Source organism: Streptomyces lichenis, assembly GCF_023218175.1.
In the GTDB taxonomy this organism is placed as follows: Bacteria; Actinomycetota; Actinomycetes; order Streptomycetales; family Streptomycetaceae; genus Streptomyces; species Streptomyces lichenis.
Genome location: NZ_JALPTH010000002.1, coordinates 300,992 through 320,559 on the forward strand (window position 1 = coordinate 300,992; position 19,568 = coordinate 320,559).

The 19,568-nt window shown below is 69.6% G+C and carries 18 protein-coding genes; 9 read left to right on the forward strand and 9 right to left on the reverse strand.

Annotation, left to right across the window (positions count from 1 at the left end; genetic code table 11):
* Positions 1 to 25: 25 nt before the first annotated feature.
* The gene (locus tag M1O15_RS03055; protein ID WP_248631587.1) at positions 26 to 856 is read right to left on the reverse strand and encodes a nuclease-related domain-containing protein; all 831 of its coding nucleotides are present in this window, start codon (positions 854 to 856) and stop codon (positions 26 to 28) included.
* A gap of 124 nt (positions 857 to 980) precedes the next feature.
* Here M1O15_RS03055 and M1O15_RS03060 point away from each other — a divergent pair, with 124 nt between their 5' ends.
* From M1O15_RS03060 to M1O15_RS03085, 6 genes are all read left to right on the forward strand, one after another.
* On the forward strand, positions 981 to 1,967 hold the full coding sequence (locus tag M1O15_RS03060) for an SMI1/KNR4 family protein (protein WP_248631588.1): 987 nt from the start codon (positions 981 to 983) through the stop codon (positions 1,965 to 1,967).
* A gap of 184 nt (positions 1,968 to 2,151) precedes the next feature.
* Complete coding sequence (locus M1O15_RS03065; protein ID WP_372499339.1) at positions 2,152 to 3,054, forward strand: DUF2797 domain-containing protein; 903 nt, start codon at positions 2,152 to 2,154, stop codon at positions 3,052 to 3,054.
* 37 nt (positions 3,055 to 3,091) lie between these two features.
* Positions 3,092 to 4,015: an amidohydrolase family protein gene (locus M1O15_RS03070; protein ID WP_248631589.1), complete on the forward strand. Its 924-nt coding sequence runs from the start codon at positions 3,092 to 3,094 to the stop codon at positions 4,013 to 4,015.
* A 73-nt stretch (positions 4,016 to 4,088) separates the two neighbouring features.
* Entirely contained in the window at positions 4,089 to 4,850 is a 762-nt protein-coding gene (locus M1O15_RS03075) for a response regulator transcription factor (protein WP_248631590.1), read from the forward strand.
* Between the two features lie 102 nt (positions 4,851 to 4,952).
* Entirely contained in the window at positions 4,953 to 6,458 is a 1,506-nt protein-coding gene (locus M1O15_RS03080) for an MFS transporter (RefSeq protein WP_248631703.1), read from the forward strand.
* A gap of 75 nt (positions 6,459 to 6,533) precedes the next feature.
* A complete protein-coding gene (locus M1O15_RS03085) occupies positions 6,534 to 7,343 on the forward strand; it encodes a TetR/AcrR family transcriptional regulator (protein WP_248631591.1) in 810 nt (269 codons plus the stop codon).
* A 16-nt stretch (positions 7,344 to 7,359) separates the two neighbouring features.
* Here M1O15_RS03085 and M1O15_RS03090 read toward each other — a convergent pair whose 3' ends face one another.
* The 3 genes from M1O15_RS03090 to M1O15_RS03100 form a co-directional block, all read right to left on the reverse strand.
* A complete protein-coding gene (locus M1O15_RS03090; protein ID WP_248631592.1) occupies positions 7,360 to 8,187 on the reverse strand; it encodes a YceI family protein in 828 nt (275 codons plus the stop codon).
* Between the two features lie 189 nt (positions 8,188 to 8,376).
* Complete coding sequence (locus tag M1O15_RS03095; protein ID WP_505017676.1) at positions 8,377 to 10,803, reverse strand: MFS transporter; 2,427 nt, start codon at positions 10,801 to 10,803, stop codon at positions 8,377 to 8,379.
* Positions 10,804 to 10,992: 189 nt separating this feature from the next.
* Positions 10,993 to 11,448: a MarR family winged helix-turn-helix transcriptional regulator gene (locus tag M1O15_RS03100; protein WP_248631594.1), complete on the reverse strand. Its 456-nt coding sequence runs from the start codon at positions 11,446 to 11,448 to the stop codon at positions 10,993 to 10,995.
* 256 nt (positions 11,449 to 11,704) lie between these two features.
* On the opposite strand from M1O15_RS03100, the gene M1O15_RS03105 reads away from it, so the two are divergent.
* The gene (locus tag M1O15_RS03105; RefSeq protein ID WP_248631595.1) at positions 11,705 to 11,905 is read left to right on the forward strand and encodes a hypothetical protein; all 201 of its coding nucleotides are present in this window, start codon (positions 11,705 to 11,707) and stop codon (positions 11,903 to 11,905) included.
* Positions 11,906 to 12,017: 112 nt separating this feature from the next.
* Here the strand turns inward: M1O15_RS03105 and M1O15_RS03110 are convergent, their stop codons facing one another.
* The 5 genes from M1O15_RS03110 to M1O15_RS31575 all read right to left on the reverse strand — a co-directional run bounded on the left by M1O15_RS03110 (position 12,018) and on the right by M1O15_RS31575 (position 16,305).
* On the reverse strand, positions 12,018 to 13,106 hold the full coding sequence (locus tag M1O15_RS03110) for an RNA polymerase sigma factor SigF (protein ID WP_248631596.1): 1,089 nt from the start codon (positions 13,104 to 13,106) through the stop codon (positions 12,018 to 12,020).
* Between the two features lie 320 nt (positions 13,107 to 13,426).
* Positions 13,427 to 14,242, reverse strand: a complete 816-nt coding sequence (locus M1O15_RS03115; protein ID WP_248631597.1) for an RNA polymerase sigma factor SigF — start codon at positions 14,240 to 14,242, stop codon at positions 13,427 to 13,429.
* Positions 14,243 to 14,502: 260 nt separating this feature from the next.
* The gene (locus M1O15_RS03120; RefSeq protein WP_248631598.1) at positions 14,503 to 14,796 is read right to left on the reverse strand and encodes a Dabb family protein; all 294 of its coding nucleotides are present in this window, start codon (positions 14,794 to 14,796) and stop codon (positions 14,503 to 14,505) included.
* Between the two features lie 63 nt (positions 14,797 to 14,859).
* Positions 14,860 to 15,024 carry a hypothetical protein gene (locus M1O15_RS03125; RefSeq protein ID WP_248631599.1) on the reverse strand — a complete coding sequence of 55 codons (165 nt, stop codon included), beginning with the start codon at positions 15,022 to 15,024 and terminating at the stop codon, positions 14,860 to 14,862.
* Between the two features lie 444 nt (positions 15,025 to 15,468).
* Positions 15,469 to 16,305 (reverse strand): DUF6009 family protein, encoded by an 837-nt coding sequence (locus M1O15_RS31575; RefSeq protein WP_308282201.1) that lies wholly within the window; start codon positions 16,303 to 16,305, stop codon positions 15,469 to 15,471.
* 294 nt (positions 16,306 to 16,599) lie between these two features.
* Here M1O15_RS31575 and M1O15_RS03135 point away from each other — a divergent pair, with 294 nt between their 5' ends.
* Positions 16,600 to 17,016 carry a hypothetical protein gene (locus tag M1O15_RS03135; RefSeq protein ID WP_248631600.1) on the forward strand — a complete coding sequence of 139 codons (417 nt, stop codon included), beginning with the start codon at positions 16,600 to 16,602 and terminating at the stop codon, positions 17,014 to 17,016.
* An 11-nt stretch (positions 17,017 to 17,027) separates the two neighbouring features.
* Positions 17,028 to 19,511 carry a tetratricopeptide repeat protein gene (locus tag M1O15_RS03140; RefSeq protein ID WP_248631601.1) on the forward strand — a complete coding sequence of 828 codons (2,484 nt, stop codon included), beginning with the start codon at positions 17,028 to 17,030 and terminating at the stop codon, positions 19,509 to 19,511.
* Positions 19,512 to 19,568 lie beyond the last annotated feature (57 nt).

The window sequence follows — 19,568 nt, forward strand, 5'->3', positions numbered from 1 at the left end:
CGCCGGCGGCGAGGTGGCCGCTCGCTCAGGCGCCCTCCCAGACCCGGCGGTCACGAGCCACGCGGTAGAGGCGTTCCACCTGTTCCGCGTCCAGGACTCCGGACAGCGGCCCGAGCGCCGCGACCTCCCGTTCCTGGTAGACCCGGATCGCCAGTCGGGTGGCCTCCAGCCTCAGCGCGGTGATGTCCACGAAGACCAGCACCGGCTGGACCGGGACGGAGAGCCCGGAGTGCCGTTCCAGGACCCGTTGGGCCCGCCTGGCCTCGGCGCGGCTCTTGATGCCGTACGGGTGGGGCTTGCCGTGGTCGACCTTGGTCATGTCGTCGCCCACCCAGACCTTCCTGCCCGGGTGGCGTTTGGTGTTCACGGTGAAGACGCCGCCGGGGCCGATCAGCAGGTGGTCGATGTCCACCTCCCGAGGCAGTGGCACGGAGTGCAGGACCCGCCAGCCGTGCCGGGTGAGACGGTTCAGCTCCGCCCCGACGCGCTTCTCACCCACCAGCCCGCTGCGCCAGGACTCCATCGGGCTCGGCCGCCGCATCAGCCGGTCGAGGACCCGTCGCAGCAGCGTCGGGCCCGAGCCGTTCAGCTTCACCCGTAAGCCGTGACCGGGCGCGTGGGACGCGAGGTCCATGTCCGGCAGCAGCGGGTCCAGGTCAACGGGCGAAGCCGCGGTGGGGGCAGGTGCGGTGTGCGGCGCCAGCAGTGCGTGCGCGGCCTGTGTGTGGCGGGGGTCCACGATGGTGACCGCACCGGACTTCCGATCGAGCCAGGCGACGGCCGTTCCGTCGGGGAGGTTCACATAGAGCCGGTCGTGCCCGTAGCGCTTCCACGAAGCCAGGCGCAGGTCTTCCACGGATGCCTCCAGCCGACGAGAGCGGGTTTCGCCCCATCGCACCAGCGGCGCCCAGCCGCCCACAAGACCACAGCGGACGGCGGACGGCGATCAGGCTGTCAGTGTCCGTCTCTAGGCTCGGTCCATGAGGAGAGAGCAGGTCCAGGATTCGTGGGACCGCATCGACGAGTGGCTGCGTGAGAACGCACCTCGTACCTTCGCCACGCTTGGGCCGCCCGCTGGAGAGGAGGAGACAGCGGCAGCGGAGGAGGAGCTGGGCGTCACCTTCCCTCCCGATCTGGTCGCGTCACTGCTCCGGCACGACGGGGCTCCGGAGTGCGCGGAAGCCTTCCGGTTCAGCACGCACGACCGGCTGCTCTCGGTGAGCGAGATCGTCGGGGACACCAGGTCCCCGCGCGGCACCGACGAGGACCTGGACGAGGAGGAGGCCGAGGACTACTGGATCGACGCCTACCCGAAGTCCGGTTCCTACGGGGTGACGGCCGACGGTCTCACGATCGACTGCCGCCGGGGGCAGGGCTCCCACGGTGCGATCGGACGCTTCTTCGACGAGAGCGGCACCGACTTCGGTCGGGCCGACTCGCTGGGTGCGTATCTGGCGGAGCCGGCCGACCAGCTGGAAAGCGGTCGGGACGGGGGCGCCGTCACGTTCGACGGCCGACTGGTCCGGGAGTGGTCCCGGCCCCTCGGTCCGGACTGGGGCAGCGCCGACGACCCCCTTCCCCGACCGGACGGACAACTGCCGGAGCTGGACCTGTCCTGCAGTCCCATCGATGTCCTCCCGGTCGGCCTCCTCCACGAGCTGGAGGAGCTCGGTGCGTTGCTCGCCCTCCTGCCCCGTGCGCAGGTGGCCGAGGCCGCGCGGAGGCAGCTGCGCAGAGTGACTGCGGAGACGGGTCTGGACAAGTACCCGGAGGTCGGGTCGGTCCTGGACGCGCTGGACCGGGGCGAAGCCCCACCGAGTCCGGAACAGGCCGACCCGCCGGCCCTGCGACTGCGCTCGGTGATCGCGCAGGCGGACACCCACCGGGACCCCCCCGCGGATGGGCCGCGGAGAGGATGGTGCACGGGAGCTGGGGCTCGCCCTACAGGTCCATGTGCGAGAGCGTGAGCATGCGCCGCCACCTCACTGCCGACTGGCGTGCGGATCCGCCCGAGGACGTGGGCAGTCCGCCACTGCCGGCGATCCCCGATGACCGTTTCCGGGGGACCCTGCGCAATCCTGCCGTCGACTCGACCTGGTATGCGGCTCGATACTCCCAGGATCAGGGAGGTCGCGGGAAGGAACGGACGTGGTGAGGGTGTGGCGGTGCCGGGGGTTGCGGTGGGGTGGGGCCGGGGGCGGGCGGGGGCCCGGGTTGGTGTGGGAGGGCGGGCGGGTGAGTGGGCTCGGATACGGGCAGCGGGTGGCGTTCCGGGTGGTCGGCGAGCGGCGGTGCCCGGGGGCGCGGGGGAACCGCTGCCCGGTGGAGGCGAGGCTGCCGGGGCGGAGCACGGGCGGGTTGTGCCCGGAGTGCGCTCGGCTGGATCGGGCGCACTCGGTGGCGGCGGACACGGCGGCCGGTGACCCGCGCACGTTCCGGGTGTATCTGGCGTGGTTCGGGCCGGGGTTGGTGAAGGTGGGGATCACCGCCGAGGAGCGGGGCGGCGCGCGGCTGCTGGAGCAGGGGGCCGTGGCGTACACCTGGCTGGGCCGCGGGGCCCTGATGGCGGCGCGGCGGACGGAGGAGCTGCTCGGCACCGCGCTCGGGGTGCCGGACCGGGTGCCGTACGCCGTGAAGCGGCTGGCGCGGGTCGGGTTGCCCGGGGCGGCTGAGCGGGTGGCCGAGGTGACCGGGCTGTACCGGCGGGCGGCGGAGGTGGGCGGCTGGGACGAGACGCTGGAGCGGTTGCCGCTGGGGGTCGAGGACCATGCGGAGGTGTTCGCCCTGGGGGCGGTGGAGCGGATCGACGGGGTGGTCGCCGAGTTGGTGGACGGTGGGTGGTTGGTGGGGCGGCTGGTCGCGGCGGCCGGGCCCGATCTGCACCTGGAGGCGGAAGGCGGAGAGGCGGTGGTGCTGGACACGCGGTTGATGGTGGGTTGGGGGCTGGCCGCGGTGGCGGAGGGGGAGATGGGGGAGAGGGAGAGTGGGGGTGGAGTCGCGGTGCCGGTGGTGGGGGTGCCGGGGGAGGAGGAGGTGCAGGGCGGGCTGTTCTGAAGGGGGAGAAGGTCGGGAGACGGGGAGGATGGGGCGCATGTGCGGGGTGGATGAGGGGCGGGACGGGCGGAAGAGGCCGGCGGGCGAGGGCGCGTGGGTGCGGGCATTTCGGGAGCGGTACGGGTTGCCGGGGCTGGTGGATGTGCACACCCACTTCATGCCGGAGCGGGTGCTGCGGAAGGTCTGGGCCTACTTCGACGCGGTGGGCCCGACGACCGGGCTCGCGTGGCCGATCACGTACCGCGAGGAGGAGGACCGGCGGGTCGAGCTGCTGCGGGAGTTCGGGGTGGTCCGGTTCACCTCGATGCTCTACCCGCACAAGGCGGGGATGGCCCGGTGGCTCAACGGCTGGGCGGCGGACTTCGCGGCGCGGGTGCCGGACTGCCTGCACACGGCGACGTTCTTCCCGGAAGAGGGCGTGGCCGGGTATGTGCGGGAGGCGGTCGAGGGCGGGGCGGTGGTCTTCAAGGCGCATCTGCAGGTGGGCGCCTACGACCCCGACGACCCGCTGCTGGAGCCGGTGTGGGGGCTGCTGGCGGAGGCGGGAGTGCCCATCGTGATCCACTGCGGTTCGGGGCCCGCCCCGGGCAGGCACACCGGGCCGGAGCCGATCGCCCGGGTGCTCGGCCGGCACCCCGGACTGCGGCTGATGGTCGCCCATATGGGGATGCCCGAGTACGGGGACTTCCTGGACCTCGCCGAGCGGTATCCGGAGGTGCGGCTCGACACCACCATGGCGTTCACCGACTTCGCCGAGCGGCTGGCGCCCTTCCCGGTGGAGGAGCGGGGGCGGTTGCGGGACCTGGGCGGGCGGATCCTGCTCGGCAGCGACTTCCCCAACATCCCGTACGGCTATCCGCACCAGCTGGAGGCCCTGGAGCGGCTGGAGCTGGGGCCGGACTGGCTGCGGGCGGTCTGCTACGGCAATGGGGCCGGCTTGTTCGGCCTCACCAGCGCGTGACTGAGGCGGTTTTCTCAGGAGATTCACAGACAAGGGCCAGGGGGCTCTCACCGGGCGGGGCCACTCTCGCCGTATGACCGTTTCCGCGCCCGAGGGGCTCACCGTTCCGTTCCCGTCCGCAGCGGCGCCGGGAGGGGTCCACGTACTGGTCGTCGGGCCGGAGACCTCGCCCACCGACCTGCTGGCCGCCGCCCTGCGGTACGAGGGGTGGGAGGTGCGGGGCGCCGAGGACGTGGCCGCGGCGGTGCGTACCGCCCGGGAGCACCGCCCCGACGCGGTGGTGCTGGACGCCGCGGTGCTGGACGCCGGGGCGGATGCCGGGACGCTCGCGGGGTTGCGGCGCGGGCTGCCCGGGGTGCCGGTCCTCTTCCTGACGCCGAGGCGTACGGCCGGCGGCGCCCGGGTCGCGGGGCTGACCGCGGGCGGGGACGACGCCGTGGTCAAGCCGTTCGCCGTCGAGGAGGTCGTCGCCCGGGTGCGGGGGCTCGTCCGGCGCTCGCCGGTCGTCGCGGCGCGCCCCGCCTCCGTCCTGGCCGTGGGCGATCTGACGCTCGACGAGGACAGCCGGGAGGTGGCGCGGGGCGGACGGGCCGTCCATCTCACCGGCACCGAGTTCGAGCTGCTGCGGTTCCTGATGCGCAACCCGCGGCGGGTGCTCAGCAAGGCGCAGATCCTGGACCGGGTCTGGAGCTACGACTTCGGCGGCAAGGCGAACATCGTGGAGCTCTACATCTCCTATCTGCGCCGCAAGATCGACGCCGGCCGGCCGCCGATGATCCACACCCGGCGCGGGGCGGGCTATCTGATCAAGCCGGCGGAGGGCGAGGGGGTTTGAGAGGGGGCGGCGCTATTCGTTGTACGGCGTAGAGGAGAGGCTTGTACGGTGTAGAGGAAAGGTCCTCTACACCGTAAAGGAGCTGCCGCCGTGACGGCCACCATGCCCGCGAGCACCGCCGCCGAGCCCTCCGGCGGCCATCCCCAGCGTTGGCTGATCCTGGGTGTCATCTGCCTCGCCCAGCTCACCGTGCTGATCGACAACACCGTCCTCAACGTCGCCATCCCGTCCCTGACCGGCTCGCTCGACGCCTCCACCTCCGACGTCCAGTGGATGATCAACGCCTATGCGCTGGTGCAGTCCGGTCTGCTGCTCACGGCCGGGAACGCCGCCGACCGCTACGGCCGCCGGAAGATGCTGCTGGCCGGCCTGGTCCTCTTCGGGCTCGGCTCGCTGGCCGCCGGGCTCGCCCGGACCTCGGCCCAGCTGATCGCCGCCCGGGCCGGGATGGGCGTCGGCGGCGCGCTGCTGATGACCACCACCCTCGCCGTCGTGGTGCTGGTCTTCGACGACACCGAGCGGGTCAGGGCCATCGCCCTGTGGTCCACCGTCAGCTCGCTCGGCTTCGCGGCCGGGCCCCTGCTCGGCGGGTTCGTGCTGGAGCACTTCTGGTGGGGCGCGATCTTCCTGATCAACCTCCCGGTGGTGGTGCTCGGCCTGGTCGCCGTCGCCGCCCTCGTACCGGAGTCCAAGCACCGGCAGGGCGACCGGCCCGACCTGCTCGGCGCCCTGCTGTCCACCATCGGCATGACCTCGGCCGTGTACGCGGTCATCTCCGGCCCCGAGCACGGCTGGAGCTCCGCCCATGTCCTGGTCTCCGCCGGGCTGGCCGCGGTGGTGCTGACCCTGTTCGCGCTCTGGGAGCTGCGCACCGAACACCCCATGCTGGACATGCACTTCTTCACCGACCAGCGGTTCACCGGAGCGGTCGCCGGTGTCGTCCTGGTCGCCTTCGGCATGACCGGCTCGCTCTTCCTGCTCACCCAGCACCTGCAGTTCGTGCTCGGCTACGACCCGCTCGACGCCGGCCTGCGCACCGCGCCGCTGGCCGTCACCGTCGTCGTGCTCAACCTCAGCGGGGTGGCCGCCCGGCTGCTGCCCAGGATCGGCACCCCGGGCACCATCGGCCTCGGCATGTCCCTGGTCGCCGCCGGGCTCGCGGCGATCGCCGTCCTCGGCGGCGCCCACGGGTACGGCGGCATGCTGGTCGGCCTGGTCGTGATGGGGGTGGGCGTGGCGCTGTCGATGCCCGCGATGGCCAACGCCATCATGGGCGCGATCCCGCCGGAGAAGGCGGGCGTGGGCGCCGGGATCAACGGCACCCTCGCCGAGTTCGGCAACGGCCTCGGCGTCGCCATCCTCGGCGCGGTGCTCAACAGCCGCTTCGGCGCGCTGGTCCCGGTCTCCGCGGCCTCCCTCCCGGCGGCGCTCGCGGCGGCCGGCGGCCCGGCCGAGCGGGCCCGGATCTCGGAGGCCTTCGCCACCAGCCTGGAGACCAGCCAGCTCGTCGGCGCGGCGGCCGTGCTGGCCGGCGGCCTCCTCGCCGCGCTGCTGCTGCGGCGGGCCGAGCGCCCCGGCGGAGCCCCCGGGACGTTCCGGGAGGCGTGAGGGGTACGCGGCGGGGGTGCGGGGCCTTCGCCGCGTACCGCGCAATAGCATCGGGCCAGGAACGAGGAGGCACCCATGGCGTCGGCAGCCGACCGCACCAGGCGTCCCGGCCGTACGAGCGTATGGCTGGAGGACGGCGGCAAGGCCGGCCGCTCGCCCCGGCGGACCGGAAAGACCGAAGGGACCGGAAAGGCCGCAGGGACCGACCAGGCCGCCGGGCTGGACCGCGACCGCATCACGGCCGCCGCCGTACGGCTGCTGGACGCGGCCGGGCCGGAGGCGTTCTCGATGCGCCGGCTCGCCGCCGCGCTCGATGTCACCGCCATGTCGGTCTACTGGTACGTCGACACCAAGGACGAGCTGCTGGAGCTGGCCCTGGACTCGGTCTTCGGCGAGATGCGGCTGCCCGACACCGGGGCGCCGGGCGCCGACTGGCGGGAGCAGCTGCGGGCGATGGCGGTCACCTACCGGGAGACGCTGGTGCGCCACCCGTGGGTGTCACCGCTGATCGGCCGGTTCCTGAACATCGGCCCGCACTCCCTGGCGTTCGCGCGCACCGTCCAGGAGATCGTCGTCCGGACCGGGGTGCCGCCGGAGGGGCACGCGGGGGCGATCGCCGCGGTCTTCCAGTTCGTCTACGGCTTCGGCACCATCGAGGGCCACTACCGGGCCCGCTCCCATAGCGCCGGGCTCACCCCGGACGAGTTCTTCCAGCGGTCGATGGAGGCCCTGGAACACCACCCGGACGGCCGGCAGACCTTCGAACTGGGCCGGCAGATCATGGCGGCGCGGGGCGGGGACACCGTGGACGAGATGTTCGAACGGGACTTCGCCTTCGCGCTGCGGGTCCTGGTCGCCGGCATCGAGGCGATGCGCGACGGGTGACGGAGGAGGCGGGAATTCAGACGCCGCGAGCGGGCCGGCCCGGCTCCTCCCGTACCGCCTGGATGTCCAGCTCCACCCGCAGAGTGGTCCCGATCGCCGAGATGCCGGCCTGCACCACCTGGTTGTAGTTCATCGCGAAGTCCTCCCGCCGCAGCTCGGCCGTGGCGTGGAAGGCCGCCCGCCGGCCGCCCCAGGGGTCGGGGCCGGTGCCCGAGTAGGACAGGTCGAGGTCCACCTCGCGGGCCACCCCGTGCAGGGTGAGCAGCCCGTGCACGGTCCAGCGGTCCGGCCCGGCCGGGGTGAGGCCGTGGCTGCGGTAGGTGATCTCCGGGTACGCGGCCACGTCCAGGAAGTCGGGGGACTTCAGGTGCTTGTCGCGCAGCCCGTTGCCGGTGTCGACGGAGGCCGCCGAGATGACCGCCTCCACCCGGGAGGCGCCGAGCTCCGGCGCGATCTCGATCCGGCCGCCGAACTCGGTGAACCGGCCGTGCACGCTGGAGATGCCCAGGTGCTGGGCGGTCGCGGCGACCGTGGAGTGCGCCGGGTCCAGCGCCCACAGCCCGGGCGGCGGCAGCTCCGCACCGCCCTGCCGGGCCAGCACCACGGTGCCGACCGAGGCCCGGCCGCTCGCGGTGACCAGCGCGGTGGAGGCCGCCGGGGCGTAGCCGACCGCCGTCACGATCACCGTGTACGGGCCGGGGGCCAGCGGCGCGTCGGAGGCGACGGCCCCGTCGGCGTCGGCCTCGGCCCGCAGCACCTGCGTGCCGGTCATGTCGGTGACGGTGACCACCGCGTGCTGGACGGCCCAGCCGTCCCGGGTCCGTACCTGTGCGTGCAGTGCCATGCGAAGTCTCTCCACTCTCAAGACGTGAGGGGGGCGGCAGGCCGTCCCCTGCCTGCCGCCCCGGTGCCCGGCCGCGCCTCCGCTCGAAGCGCGGCCGGGAGTCGGCTGCCCGGTCCGCCGGACCGCGTGCGTCCCCCTCGGGGGGCGCTGCTCGGCGGACCTCCGGCCCGCGTGCGTGCCCCTCGGGCGCTACTCGGCCGGGTGGGACAGGGCGATGTCGTGGCCGTCGATCCCGCGGCCGGTGATGCTCAGCGCACCGGCGGCCGGCGGGTAGCCGGTGGCGATCACGGTGTAGTCGCCGGTGGTCAGGTCGGCGAAGCCGTACGCCCCGTCCTCACCGGTGGTGGCCGTGGCGACCACGTTCCCGGCGGCGTCCACCAGGGTCACCCGGGCGTCGGCCAGCGGGCGGCCGTCCGCCCCGGCCCGTACGGTGCCCTGGAGGCGGGCGCCGGACTGGAGCAGCGCGTCGATCCGGGTCACGCCCTGGCCGCCGATCTCCACCGGCAGGGCCAGCGGACGGAAGCCCTCCGCGTTGACCGCGACGGTGACCGTGCCGGGCACCAACTCGGCGAAGGTGAAGGCGCCGTCCGCCGTCGACAGCCCGGTGGCGAGCACATCGCCCCGTACGTCGGTGACGATGACCATCGCGCCCTCGACCGGCTGCCCGCCCTCGGCGGAGCGCACGGTTCCGGCCAGCCCGCTGGTGCCGGAGAGCAGGATGTCGTACGCGAGGGCCTCCTCACCGACCACCACGGTGGAGGCCTGCGGCTGGAAGCCGTCGGCGGAGGCGATCAGCACATACGAGCCGGGGCCCGGCGCGTCCAGCGCGTAGCCGCCGTCGGTGTGCGCCACCGCGCGGCCCAGCTGCCGACCGGCCAGCGAGATCAGGGTGACCGCGGCCTGCGGCACCCAGGCGCCCTCGGCGGTGCGGACCGTGCCGTGGACGGTGATCCCACCACCCGGCGGTACGGAACCGGGGCCGGGTACCGGCTCGGCGGCCGGCGCGGACTCCGCCGCGGGGGCCGTGGCGGGGGCCACGGCGGGCAGCTCATGGGTGTCGCCGGTGGGGGCCGCCGCGGTGGCGGGCACGGGCTCGTCCGCCGCGCCGCCGGGCGCTGCGTTCGTCTTCAGGGCGACCTCCTTGATGAACAGGGTGATGAGGAAGGCGAGGAAGGCGAACGGCGCCGAGTAGAGGAAGACGTCTCCGACGCCGTGGCCGTACGCGGTCTCCATCACGGTCCGGAACGGGCCGGGCAGCGTGTCCAGGTCGGGGATGCCGCCCCCGCCCGTACCGCCGTGGCCGAGCGCCGCACCCTTCGGGCCGAGGTCGGCGAGGCCGTCCTGGACGTAGTGGGTGACCCGGTTGGCGAGCACCGCGCCGAGCGCCGAGACCCCCACCGCGCCGCCGAGCGAGCGGAAGAAGGTGACGACCGAGGAGGCGGAACCGAGGTCCTCGGGGGCGACCTGGTTCTGGGTGCAGAGCACCAGGTTCTGCATCATCATGCCGATGCCCAGGCCCATCACGGCCATGAAGATCGCCACATGCCAGTACGGGGTGTCGTAGCGGATGGTGCCGAGCAGCCCCAGTCCGGCGGTGACCAGCACGCCACCGGTGACCAGCCAGGCCTTCCAGCGGCCGGTGCGGGTGATGACCAGGCCGCTGACCGTGGAGGAGACGAACAGGCCGCCGATCATCGGGATGGTCATGACGCCGGACATGGTCGGCGACTTGTCCCGGGCCAGCTGGAAGTACTGGCTGAAGAAGACGGTGCCCGCGAACATCGCGATGCCGACGAAGAGCGAGGCGACGGCGGCCAGGGTGATGGTGCGGTTGCGGAACAGCCGCAGCGGGATGATCGGCTCGCTCGCCCTGGACTCGACGAGCAGGAAGATCGCGCCGAGCGCGATCGAGCCGCCGACCATGGCGTACGTCTGCCAGGAGATCCAGTCGTACTTGTCACCGGCGAAGGTGACCCAGACCAGCAGCAGCGAGACGGCCGCGCTGATGAAGAAGGCACCGGCCCAGTCGACCTTGACCGTGCGCTTGACCACCGGCAGCTTCAGCGTCTTCTGGAGCACCACCAGCGCGATGATCGCGAAGGGCACGCCGACGTAGAAGCACCAGCGCCAGCCGAGCCACTCGGTGTCGGTGATGACGCCGCCGAGCAGCGGGCCGCCGACGGTGGCGACGGCGAAGGTGGCGCCGAGGTAGCCGCTGTACCGGCCGCGCTCGCGCGGGGCGATCATCGCGGCCATCACGATCTGGGCGAGCGCGGACAGACCGCCCACGCCGATGCCCTGCACCACGCGGCAGACGATCAGGAAGCCGGCGCTGTGCGACAGCCCCGCGGCCGCGGAGCCGAGGACGTAGATCACGAGCGCGATCTGGACCAGCAGCTTCTTGGAGAAGAGGTCCGAGAGCTTGCCCCACAGCGGGGTGGTGGCCGTCATCGCCAGCAGCGAGGCGGTGACCACCCAGGTGTAGGCGCTCTGGCCGCCGCCGAGGTCGGAGATGATCTGCGGCAGGGCGTTGGAGACGATCGTCGACGACAGGATGGCGACGAACATGCCGAGCAGCAGCCCGGACAGCGCCTCCATGATCTGCCGGTGCGTCATCGGCGCGCCGCCGTCGGGAGAGGCGTGACCCCCGTGCTTGGCGCGGCCGCCCCGCACACCGGCTGGTGTGGTCGTAGCCATGGACTTCCTTTGCGTGCGTCTGGTGTACGTGCGTGTGTGCTGGTGTACGTGCGTGTGGTTCTGCGTGCGTGTGTCCGGTGGGCCTACGCCCCCGGGGTCCGCGGGCCCTCAGCCGGAGGTGCGGACGGCGTGGCTCCGGCAGTCCCCGAAGGAGTCCCGCAGCCGGCTCAGCAACGCGGTGAGCCGGCCCACGTCCTCGGCCGACCAGTCGCCGAGCGTGCGGGCGAACATGTCCGTGGTGCGCCGTCCCAGGTCGTCGAGCATCTCCTCGCCCGCCCCGGTCAGCCGGAGCATCCGGGAGCGCCGGTCGTCCGGGTCGGGCAGCCGCTCCACCCAGCCCCGGTCCACCACATGGGCGACATGGCGGCTGGTCACCGACATGTCGACGGCGAGCAGCTCGGCGAGCCGGCTCATCCGCATGTCCCCGTGGTGGGCCAGGAGGGAGAGGACCGCCGCGGAGCCGCCGGGGCACTCGGCGGGCATCGCCCGCGCCAGTCCCCGCTTGACGGCTCCGATGGCGCTCAGCTGCCGGGCCAGTTCCTCGTACTGGCTCCGTTCCGCCATGGCACCCCCAGGTCTTGTTGCTTAGGGCAACCATAGAAGCGTTTGGTTGCTACAGGCAAACGAAAACGGGCGAACGGGCCTAAAGAGCTGGCAAAGCCCTCGTCGAGCGGGGCGTCCGGGACGCGGGGCGGGAGCCCACGGGAGCCGGAAGATGGGCTTCCGCCCGCCGGACCGCGGCTCAGGTCCGGGACCGGCCGACCGGCCGCGGACGGCGGCGGGTTGGGCCGGACGGGCGGGTTCGCTAGGGTCCTGCCCCATGGCACACAACACCCCCGGCCCCGAGGGTCAGCACGACCCCGCGGGCAGCACCCAGATGTTCCGCGCCTTCGTCGACGAGGGCACCCCGCAGCGGCGGCCGCAGGCGGCGGCCCCGGCCGGCCCCCGGGTCGGTCTGATCGCCGGCGTCGTCCTGGCGGTCATCGTCGTCGCGGCGGTCGCCTGGCTCGCCCTGGCCTGACCGCCGCCGGGCCGTCGCGCACACGCCGTAGGCGCCCGGGGTGGTACGCGGTACCGCGGCCTCGGCCGACCGGTACCGCGTACCGCCATGCCGTCCCGGCGGTCGTCGTCCCTCAGTCCGAGATCAGGCCCTCGCGGAGCTGGGCCAGGGTGCGGGTCAGCAGCCGGGAGACGTGCATCTGGGAGATGCCGACCTCCTCGCCGATCTGCGACTGGGTCATGTTGCCGAAGAACCGCAGCATGATGATCTGCCGCTCGCGCGGCGGAAGCTTGGCCAGCAGCGGCTTCAGCGACTCGCGGTACTCGACGCCCTCCAGCGCGGTGTCCTCGTAGCCCAGCCGGTCCGCCAGCGAGCCCTCGCCGCCGTCGTCCTCCTGGGCGTGCGAGTCCAGCGAGGAGGCCGTGTACGCGTTGCCGACGGCCAGCCCGTCGACCACGTCCTCCTCGGAGACGCCCAGCGCGGCGGCCAGCTCGGCGACGGTCGGGGAGCGGTCCAGCTTCTGCGCCAGCTCGTCACCGGCCTTGGTGAGTGCCAGGCGCAGCTCCTGGAGCCGGCGCGGCACCCGCACCGACCAGGAGGTGTCACGGAAGAAGCGCTTGATCTCGCCGACCACGGTGGGCATGGCGAAGGTCGGGAACTCCACGCCCCGCTCGCAGTCGAACCGGTCGATCGCCTTGATCAGGCCGATGGTGCCGACCTGGACGATGTCCTCCATCGGCTCGTTGCGCGAGCGGAAGCGGGCGGCGGCGTACCGCACCAGCGGGAGGTTGAGCTCGATCAGGGTGTCGCGGACATAGGCCCGCTCGGGCCCGTCGGCGCCCTGGGCGTCGAGGGCGGCGAGCCGCAGGAACAGGGAGCGGGAGAGCGTACGGGTGTCGATCGCCTCGGTCGTCGCGGTGCCCTGCGCGGCGGCGGGCGGCCCCGCGGGCGCGGTCTCCGGCACCGGGTCACCGCCCTGGGCGGGCAGCGTCGCCACGGGAAGGGGGGCGGCCGGTCCGGCCTCGGTGGCGTGCCCGGATCTGCCGGCGGCGGGGAGCCCGGCCTCGGCGGACGGGTCGGCCAGCCCGGACAGGTCGGCCGGGGCGGACAGGTCGGCCGAGGCGGCCAGACCGGCCGGGGCGGACCGGTCGAGTCGCACGGGCGCCGACGCGTGGTCGGGCGTGAGCGTGAGCACCTTCGGGCTGCCCTGTTCTGCGGACATGCCACCCCCTTGAGATCGCGGACGGTCGCGGGCCGCGACCATCGGAGGAACGCAGCCTCCACCTGAATACCGGAGCCGAGACTGCGGCAAACGCGGTTCCAGCAGAATGTCACATGTCGGCAACACGCTGTAGTGACTTGTCGACATGGAGAGGGTGGCTATATGCCGAAAAGGCGGCTGCTGCCGCCTTTTGACGGTCCGTCGGCTGGTGCCGCCGTCGAAACCGGTCTAACCGATCGGGTGGCGAACCGATCAGGTGTACGTATGGATGTGCCTACCGATCCGTTCCCGGGCCGGGCCCGGTCCATGCCTGGCGCGGCTCAGGCGTCGATCCGGTTCGCGGATCTCAGTCGGGCGAAGCTCCGGGCGAGCAGCCGGGAGACGTGCATCTGCGAGACGCCCAGCTCCTGGCTGATCTGGGACTGGGTCAGGTTGCTGTAGTAGCGGAGCATCAGGATCCGCTGCTCCCGCTCCGGCAGCTGGACCAGCAGATGGCGTACGAGATCCCGGTGCTCGACCCCGGCCAGCGCGGGGTCCTCGTAGCCGAGCCGGTCGAGGAGGCCGGGGAGCCCGTCGCCCTCCTGGGCCGCCTCCAGGGAGGTGGCGTGGTAGGAGCGGCCGGCCTCGATGCAGGAGAGGACCTCCTCCTCGGAGATCTTCAGCCGCTCGGCGATCTCGGCCGTGGTGGGCGACCGGCCGTGCGCGGTCGTCAGGTCCTCGGTCGCCCCGTTGACCTGCACCCAGAGCTCGTGCAGCCGCCGCGGTACGTGGACGGTGCGGACGTTGTCGCGGAAGTACCGCTTGATCTCGCCGACCACGGTGGGCATGGCGAAGGTCGGGAACTGCACGCCCCGGTCCGGGTCGAACCGGTCAATGGCGTTGATCAGCCCGATGGTGCCGACCTGGACGACGTCCTCCATGGGCTCGTTGCGCGAGCGGAAGCGGGCGGCGGCGTAGCGCACCAGCGGGAGGTTGGCCTCGATGAGCGCCCCGCGGACCCGGTGGTGCTCGGCGGTGCCCGGCTCCAGCGTCTTCAGCTGCCCGAACAGCACCTGGGTGAGCGCCCGGGTGTCCGCGGCCCGGCTCTGCGAGCGGGTCCGGGCCTCCGAGGGGGTCGACTCGTTCTGGGGCGGCACCTGAGACGTCGTACTGGCCGGCACGTTCTCGCCACCCCTTCGTGGTCGTACTCCGCGGTCAATAACGGTCAACTCATCCGTCAAAAGCGGTCAAAGCGGTCATAGCATCACAAGACATGTCCACTGTGTGCAAGCACCGGAGCACTTCGTGTTGCCCCCTGCCCGCCCCGTCGGTTTCATGGCCCGGGGGCGGGCATACGAGGAGCCCCGCACCGTTTCCGGTACGGGGCTCCATGCTCCGGCCGCGGGCCGGAGGGGGCTCAGAACGCGTAGTCGGCGATCACCCAGGTGGCGAACTCGCGCCACTGCCCGGCGGCCGCCTGATGCGCCGGGTGCTCCACGTAGCGGGTCAGCGCGTCCTTGTCGGCGACGGCGGAGTTGATCGCGAAGTCGTACGCGATGGGCCGGTCCGTGATGTTCCAGGCGCACTCCCAGAACTCCAGCTCGGGCACGATGCCGCCGAGCTCCTGGAACGCCTTGGCGCCCGCGACCACGCGCGGTTCGTCGCGGCTGACGCCGTCGTTGAGCTTGAAGAGGACCAGGTGGCGGATCACAGCGACTCCTCGTCGACCGGTCGTCGAGCCCGCCGGGCCAGGGGACCGGCCAGGCCTGCCGGTCTAGTTGACGAGCTGGGTCATGAACTCGCCGACCGCCTGCGCGGCACTCGAAATGCCCTCGAACCCTACCTGGACCAGGTCGGCGGCCCGCGCCGGGGAGGTGATGATCGTGTACAGCACGAAGACGACCACCACGTACAGCGTGAGCTTCTTCGCCTGCACCATCGGCCCTGTCCCCCGTCTCGCCGTCTCTTCGCACCGCTCTGCCGGTGATCCGCTCGGCGGTCGGGTGAGTCTAACCGAGCACCCGAGGACGAAGACCGGGCCGGCAATCCCGGTTTCCCACGGCTTCTCAGGGCTGCTCACGGCGTCTCCTGCCACGGCACGACGAAGGCCCCGGTGCTGGGAACAGCGCCGGGGCCTTCGTGCGAAGCGGTAGCGGAGGGATTTGAACCCTCGGTGACTTGCGCCACACTCGCTTTCGAGGTCTGTTCATGCTGTTCAGAGCATGATCCGAGTCCGTACGACCCCGTTCACAGCCGTCCGCCAACGCTGCGCGCGGACTCCTCCGGCCGCCTCTGAACGGGACTGAATGAGACGGAAACTGAGACGGCCCGGTGCCCGCGTCCGCCAGTAGGCAGGAGGGCGGCCGCGCTGAGCGTGACGGCGCTACTTCTGTTCGCGGGGCACATCGGCAGCTGCGGGGGAGGGCGTCTCCGTAAGCGAGACTCGTTTGGCGATGGCCGCAGCGATTGCCTCCATCAGTTCTTTAGAGTTCCCCCAGAGCCAACGAGAGAAGGCTTCCTCAGCAGCCGCGCCGAGTGTCTCGGGGACGCTCACATCGCGGAAGCGTAGCCAGTCGGCGAAGGCTTCCTTGACGCCCTGCTCTACGGCAGCCGGCGCCTCGGGCGTACTTGCCTCTGCCGCCACTCGTGAGGGGCGAGCACTCTGTGCTTGCTTCGCGGCGGCTCGCTCCTTGGGGGGAGTGGAGTCTAGAGGTCCACCCCATGCTCGCTCAGTTAGCTCCCCACAGACCCGTGGGGCCACCGTTCGAGGGTCGACCGCTTCCGATGGTGCGCCGGAGCTATAAGCCCCGTCCGGTTGTTCGGATCGATCGTGCTCCTTCACCCAGAACACGCGCCGCGTGAACATGCCCGGCGCATCGCGGTCACTAGGCGCGTTGGACTTGAGAAGTGCGTAGCCGACTCGTCGTCCTGCCTGGCCACGCCATGAGACGGGACGCCGCCGAGTGCCGACACCGTCCACTAAGGTCTCGCGGACGTAGTCGAATGAGCTGACGTCCTCTGTCCATACGATCTCGTCCTCGTGCTTGATGTCCTCAGGTCGACTTCGCACGCTCCGCCCCTCCCGCAGATCTCTGATGACGCAGCAGCCTCCCCAGGCTGGCTCCCCTTTAACCAGACAACCTGGTACGCCCCTGAAGCTGTCCCGCCCGTTCTCGCTGGTCAACGCGTCAACCAAACAGCCGGACACCTGGGACACCACTCGTGAGCCCAGTGCCCCGATCCCTGAGGGTCCGTCCCGGCGAGGATGATGGACGCGCAGATGAACAACGCTGCCCGTGATCGGCGCTGACAAGGGACAGAGCCGAAATAGCTGCTGTCGGGGGCACCAGCCAACCCGCTACACCCTGCGGTCCGCAGCTAGGGCTGGAGACATCCACCTACCGGGCCACCTGGGGTTCTGCCCTGCTCCAGGCGATCTCCACCGTTTCCTGTGCGAGCGGAGGGCCGCCCCTCTACTCTGCTGAGAGAACGCACAATCCTGCGGAGGAGAGACATGGATCCAGCACTGATCGCGATCGCTACTGCCAGCGCGAACGCGCTCGTCACTCTGATGACCACGGACCTCTGGGACCGAGCTAAGGAGGGTGTAGCGAGGGCGCTCAGGCGGACCACGGAAGCCGATCCAGAGGCGCTACTGGAGGACTCCCGTACCGAACTCGGCCAGGCATCAGCGCGGGGCGACTCGGAGGAGACAGTCGCCGAGATGCAGCAAATGTGGAGGGGTAAATTCCGTCGGCTTCTTGCCGAGCACCCGGAAGCAGCCGATGATCTACTTTTCCTAAAGCAGTTGCATAACGAGATTGACAATGGCGGCGAGAATAGGGGGTCGACCAATATCTCGCAATCTGCAACCTCTCGCGATAGCTCCCGAATTTACCAAATGGGCACCGGAGTTCAGAATAATAACTAGGAGCAACAGGATTGAATCACCCACTCAGCCCGAACAGCTATCAAAGTGGCCACTCTGAGCAAGAGGGGCGCGTATATCAACTCGGTTCGGGACTACAGCTAAACGCCGAAACGATTTCTCTTTCGGATATCGGAAAGGATTCAAGGTTCTCGATCCGAACTCCCTTCACGACGGTTCGAATAGGATCGACCGATGCTTATGAGATGGGAGTGCACCGGGCCGAAAGTCGGCATGATGGACTTCTTCCCGAATACGTGCAGAGAACCGTAGACGCTCAACTGCGTCGACGTATATCTCAGGCACGGGAAGATGGCGGATTCGTGCTACTTGTTGGCGACTCCACTGCGGGTAAAACGCGTGCAGCATTCGAAGCCCTGCTTGCCTTTAGTCCCGAGGCAAATATTTGGGCGCCGATCGATGGGCGTGACCTTGTCTCCCATATGCAAGATATAGTCGAATCGGGCAGTAGCTGTTTTCTATGGCTTGATGACCTTGAGCGCTACATCGGGCCGGACGGCTTGACTCCTGCCACGGCAGGCCTATTGAAAAATTTCCGCGTACCAGTCATCGCAACAATGCGTGCCGAGCAATATCGACGTCTCTCTCCGGTAGGCAGGCGGGTCGGAGAGGACAGTCACGAGCACGGTCACTATGCGCTGGGGTCAAGGCTATTGCAGCAGCTCGATCCTATTTTCTTGCCAAGAATTTGGGACGCAAATGAATTAGAACGCGCGCGGCGTGCTGGAGACAGCCGCGTATCAGGTGCAGCGAATCACGCCGAAATCTTCGGTATCGCCGAGTACCTGGCCGCCGGCCCTCGCCTTTACGAGGAGTGGTCATTGGCTTGGACAGCAGAAGGAAATCCTCGTGGAGCCGCCATAGTAGCGGCGGCAGTGGATTGCGCTCGCGCGGGCCTCGCCAATGACATCCCGTTGACGCTTCTGGTCGACCTCCACCACGCCTATCTCGCTAAACAAGGCGGAGACCTACTCCGGCCCGAACCTCTAGACACGGCACTGGAGTGGGCCACGACCCGACACTACGGAATTACCAGCCTTTTGCTACCGATACGGGCTGGCTTCATGTACAGGGTATTTGATTACCTGCCGGATGCCATGGCGCGCAGGGGATTGGCGCCTAAAATTCCCGCTGAGACTTGGGAGGCGGTTCTCCAGTACGCGATACCGGAGGGCCTCTCCTTTCATGTAGGAATGGCTGCGATCCAGCATCGCGAATGGCCTGTAGCCGAGAAGGCCTGGGAGGGTGCCCTAGAGGCGAATCCGATCCCGGCCCGGGTTAATTTGGGGCGCGTCTATGTGCGAACAGATAGGCGCGAGCTAGCCAAGAACGTTTGGCGAGAAGCGTCTGATCTTGGCAGTCTCGACGCCGCCATTTACTTGGGTGGGCTTCACGAGAAGGACGGAAATATTTCACAAGCTATCGCCCTATATTTGCGTGGTGCAGAAAAGGGCGATGATCACTCGATTCAACATCTTGCCTACGCGACGCCGGACGACGAGGAGTCGGCTGACTGGTGGCTTAAAGTTGCAGATTCTGACGCTAGTGGCAGATCAGCGTTCAATTTGGGGCAATGTTATGCACGCCTAGGCGACCTTACGTCCGCCAAGAGGTGGTGGAAGTCTGCTGCAGATAGGGGATACTCCCACGCCATGCACAGCTATGGGCTGCAGCTCAAGAAAGAAGGTATGGAAAAGGAAGCGCATGAATGGATCAAGAGGGGCGCCGACGAGGGATCAACGAACGCCATGGTCACCTGGGCACAGCATTTGATCGATGAGAAACGGAGAGACGAAGGATCGGCGCTACTGCATAAGGCAGTAGAACTAGGGGGAGCGTCCGGACTGGGCGTTCTCGGGTACATGCACTTGCAGGATGGCGAGCTGGCCCAAGCAAAGCAATTCTGGCAGAGAGGGATGAAGGCTGGCGATTCGATCAGTGCGTTCAACCTAGGAATGACCTTGGATAATGAAGGTGATTTGGTTGGCGCAGAGGAAGCATATAGGGCTGCAGACTGCAGCAAGAACCCATCGGCGGCTCTGCACCTTTCTCTATTGCTCGCCAAGCAGGGTGATATCGAAGAGGCGGAAATTAATCTTCGGTATGGACTCGACAGGACGGATGGGTGGGAAATTTGTAATTTTGGAATCAGCCTACTTGAGCGTGGTTACCTAGGGAGAGCCCACTACTGGCTACATGTGGCCTTTCTGCGTGGGCATACTCATGCTGCCACGGGGGCCGGATTGATTTACCTCAGGGCAGGGTTTAATTCAGAAGCTGAGAGGCTTTTGTCGATTTCCTCGCTTGCGGGTAATCTTGACGCTAAGAATATCCTTTCCACCGAGCTTGCGCGCCAAGGTCGCGGAGCGGAAGCCGCTAAGGTGCTGCGATTTTTTGGGCAAGGTGAGAAAGCTGTATCGGCCTCATCTGGTCGAAAGAAAAGACCCCAGCGACCCAAGCGGCGCAAAAAGAAGTAGTTCGGCTTCGCTATATCCATAGTTATGATACGGAAACTTAGATGGGCGCGGCCTCAA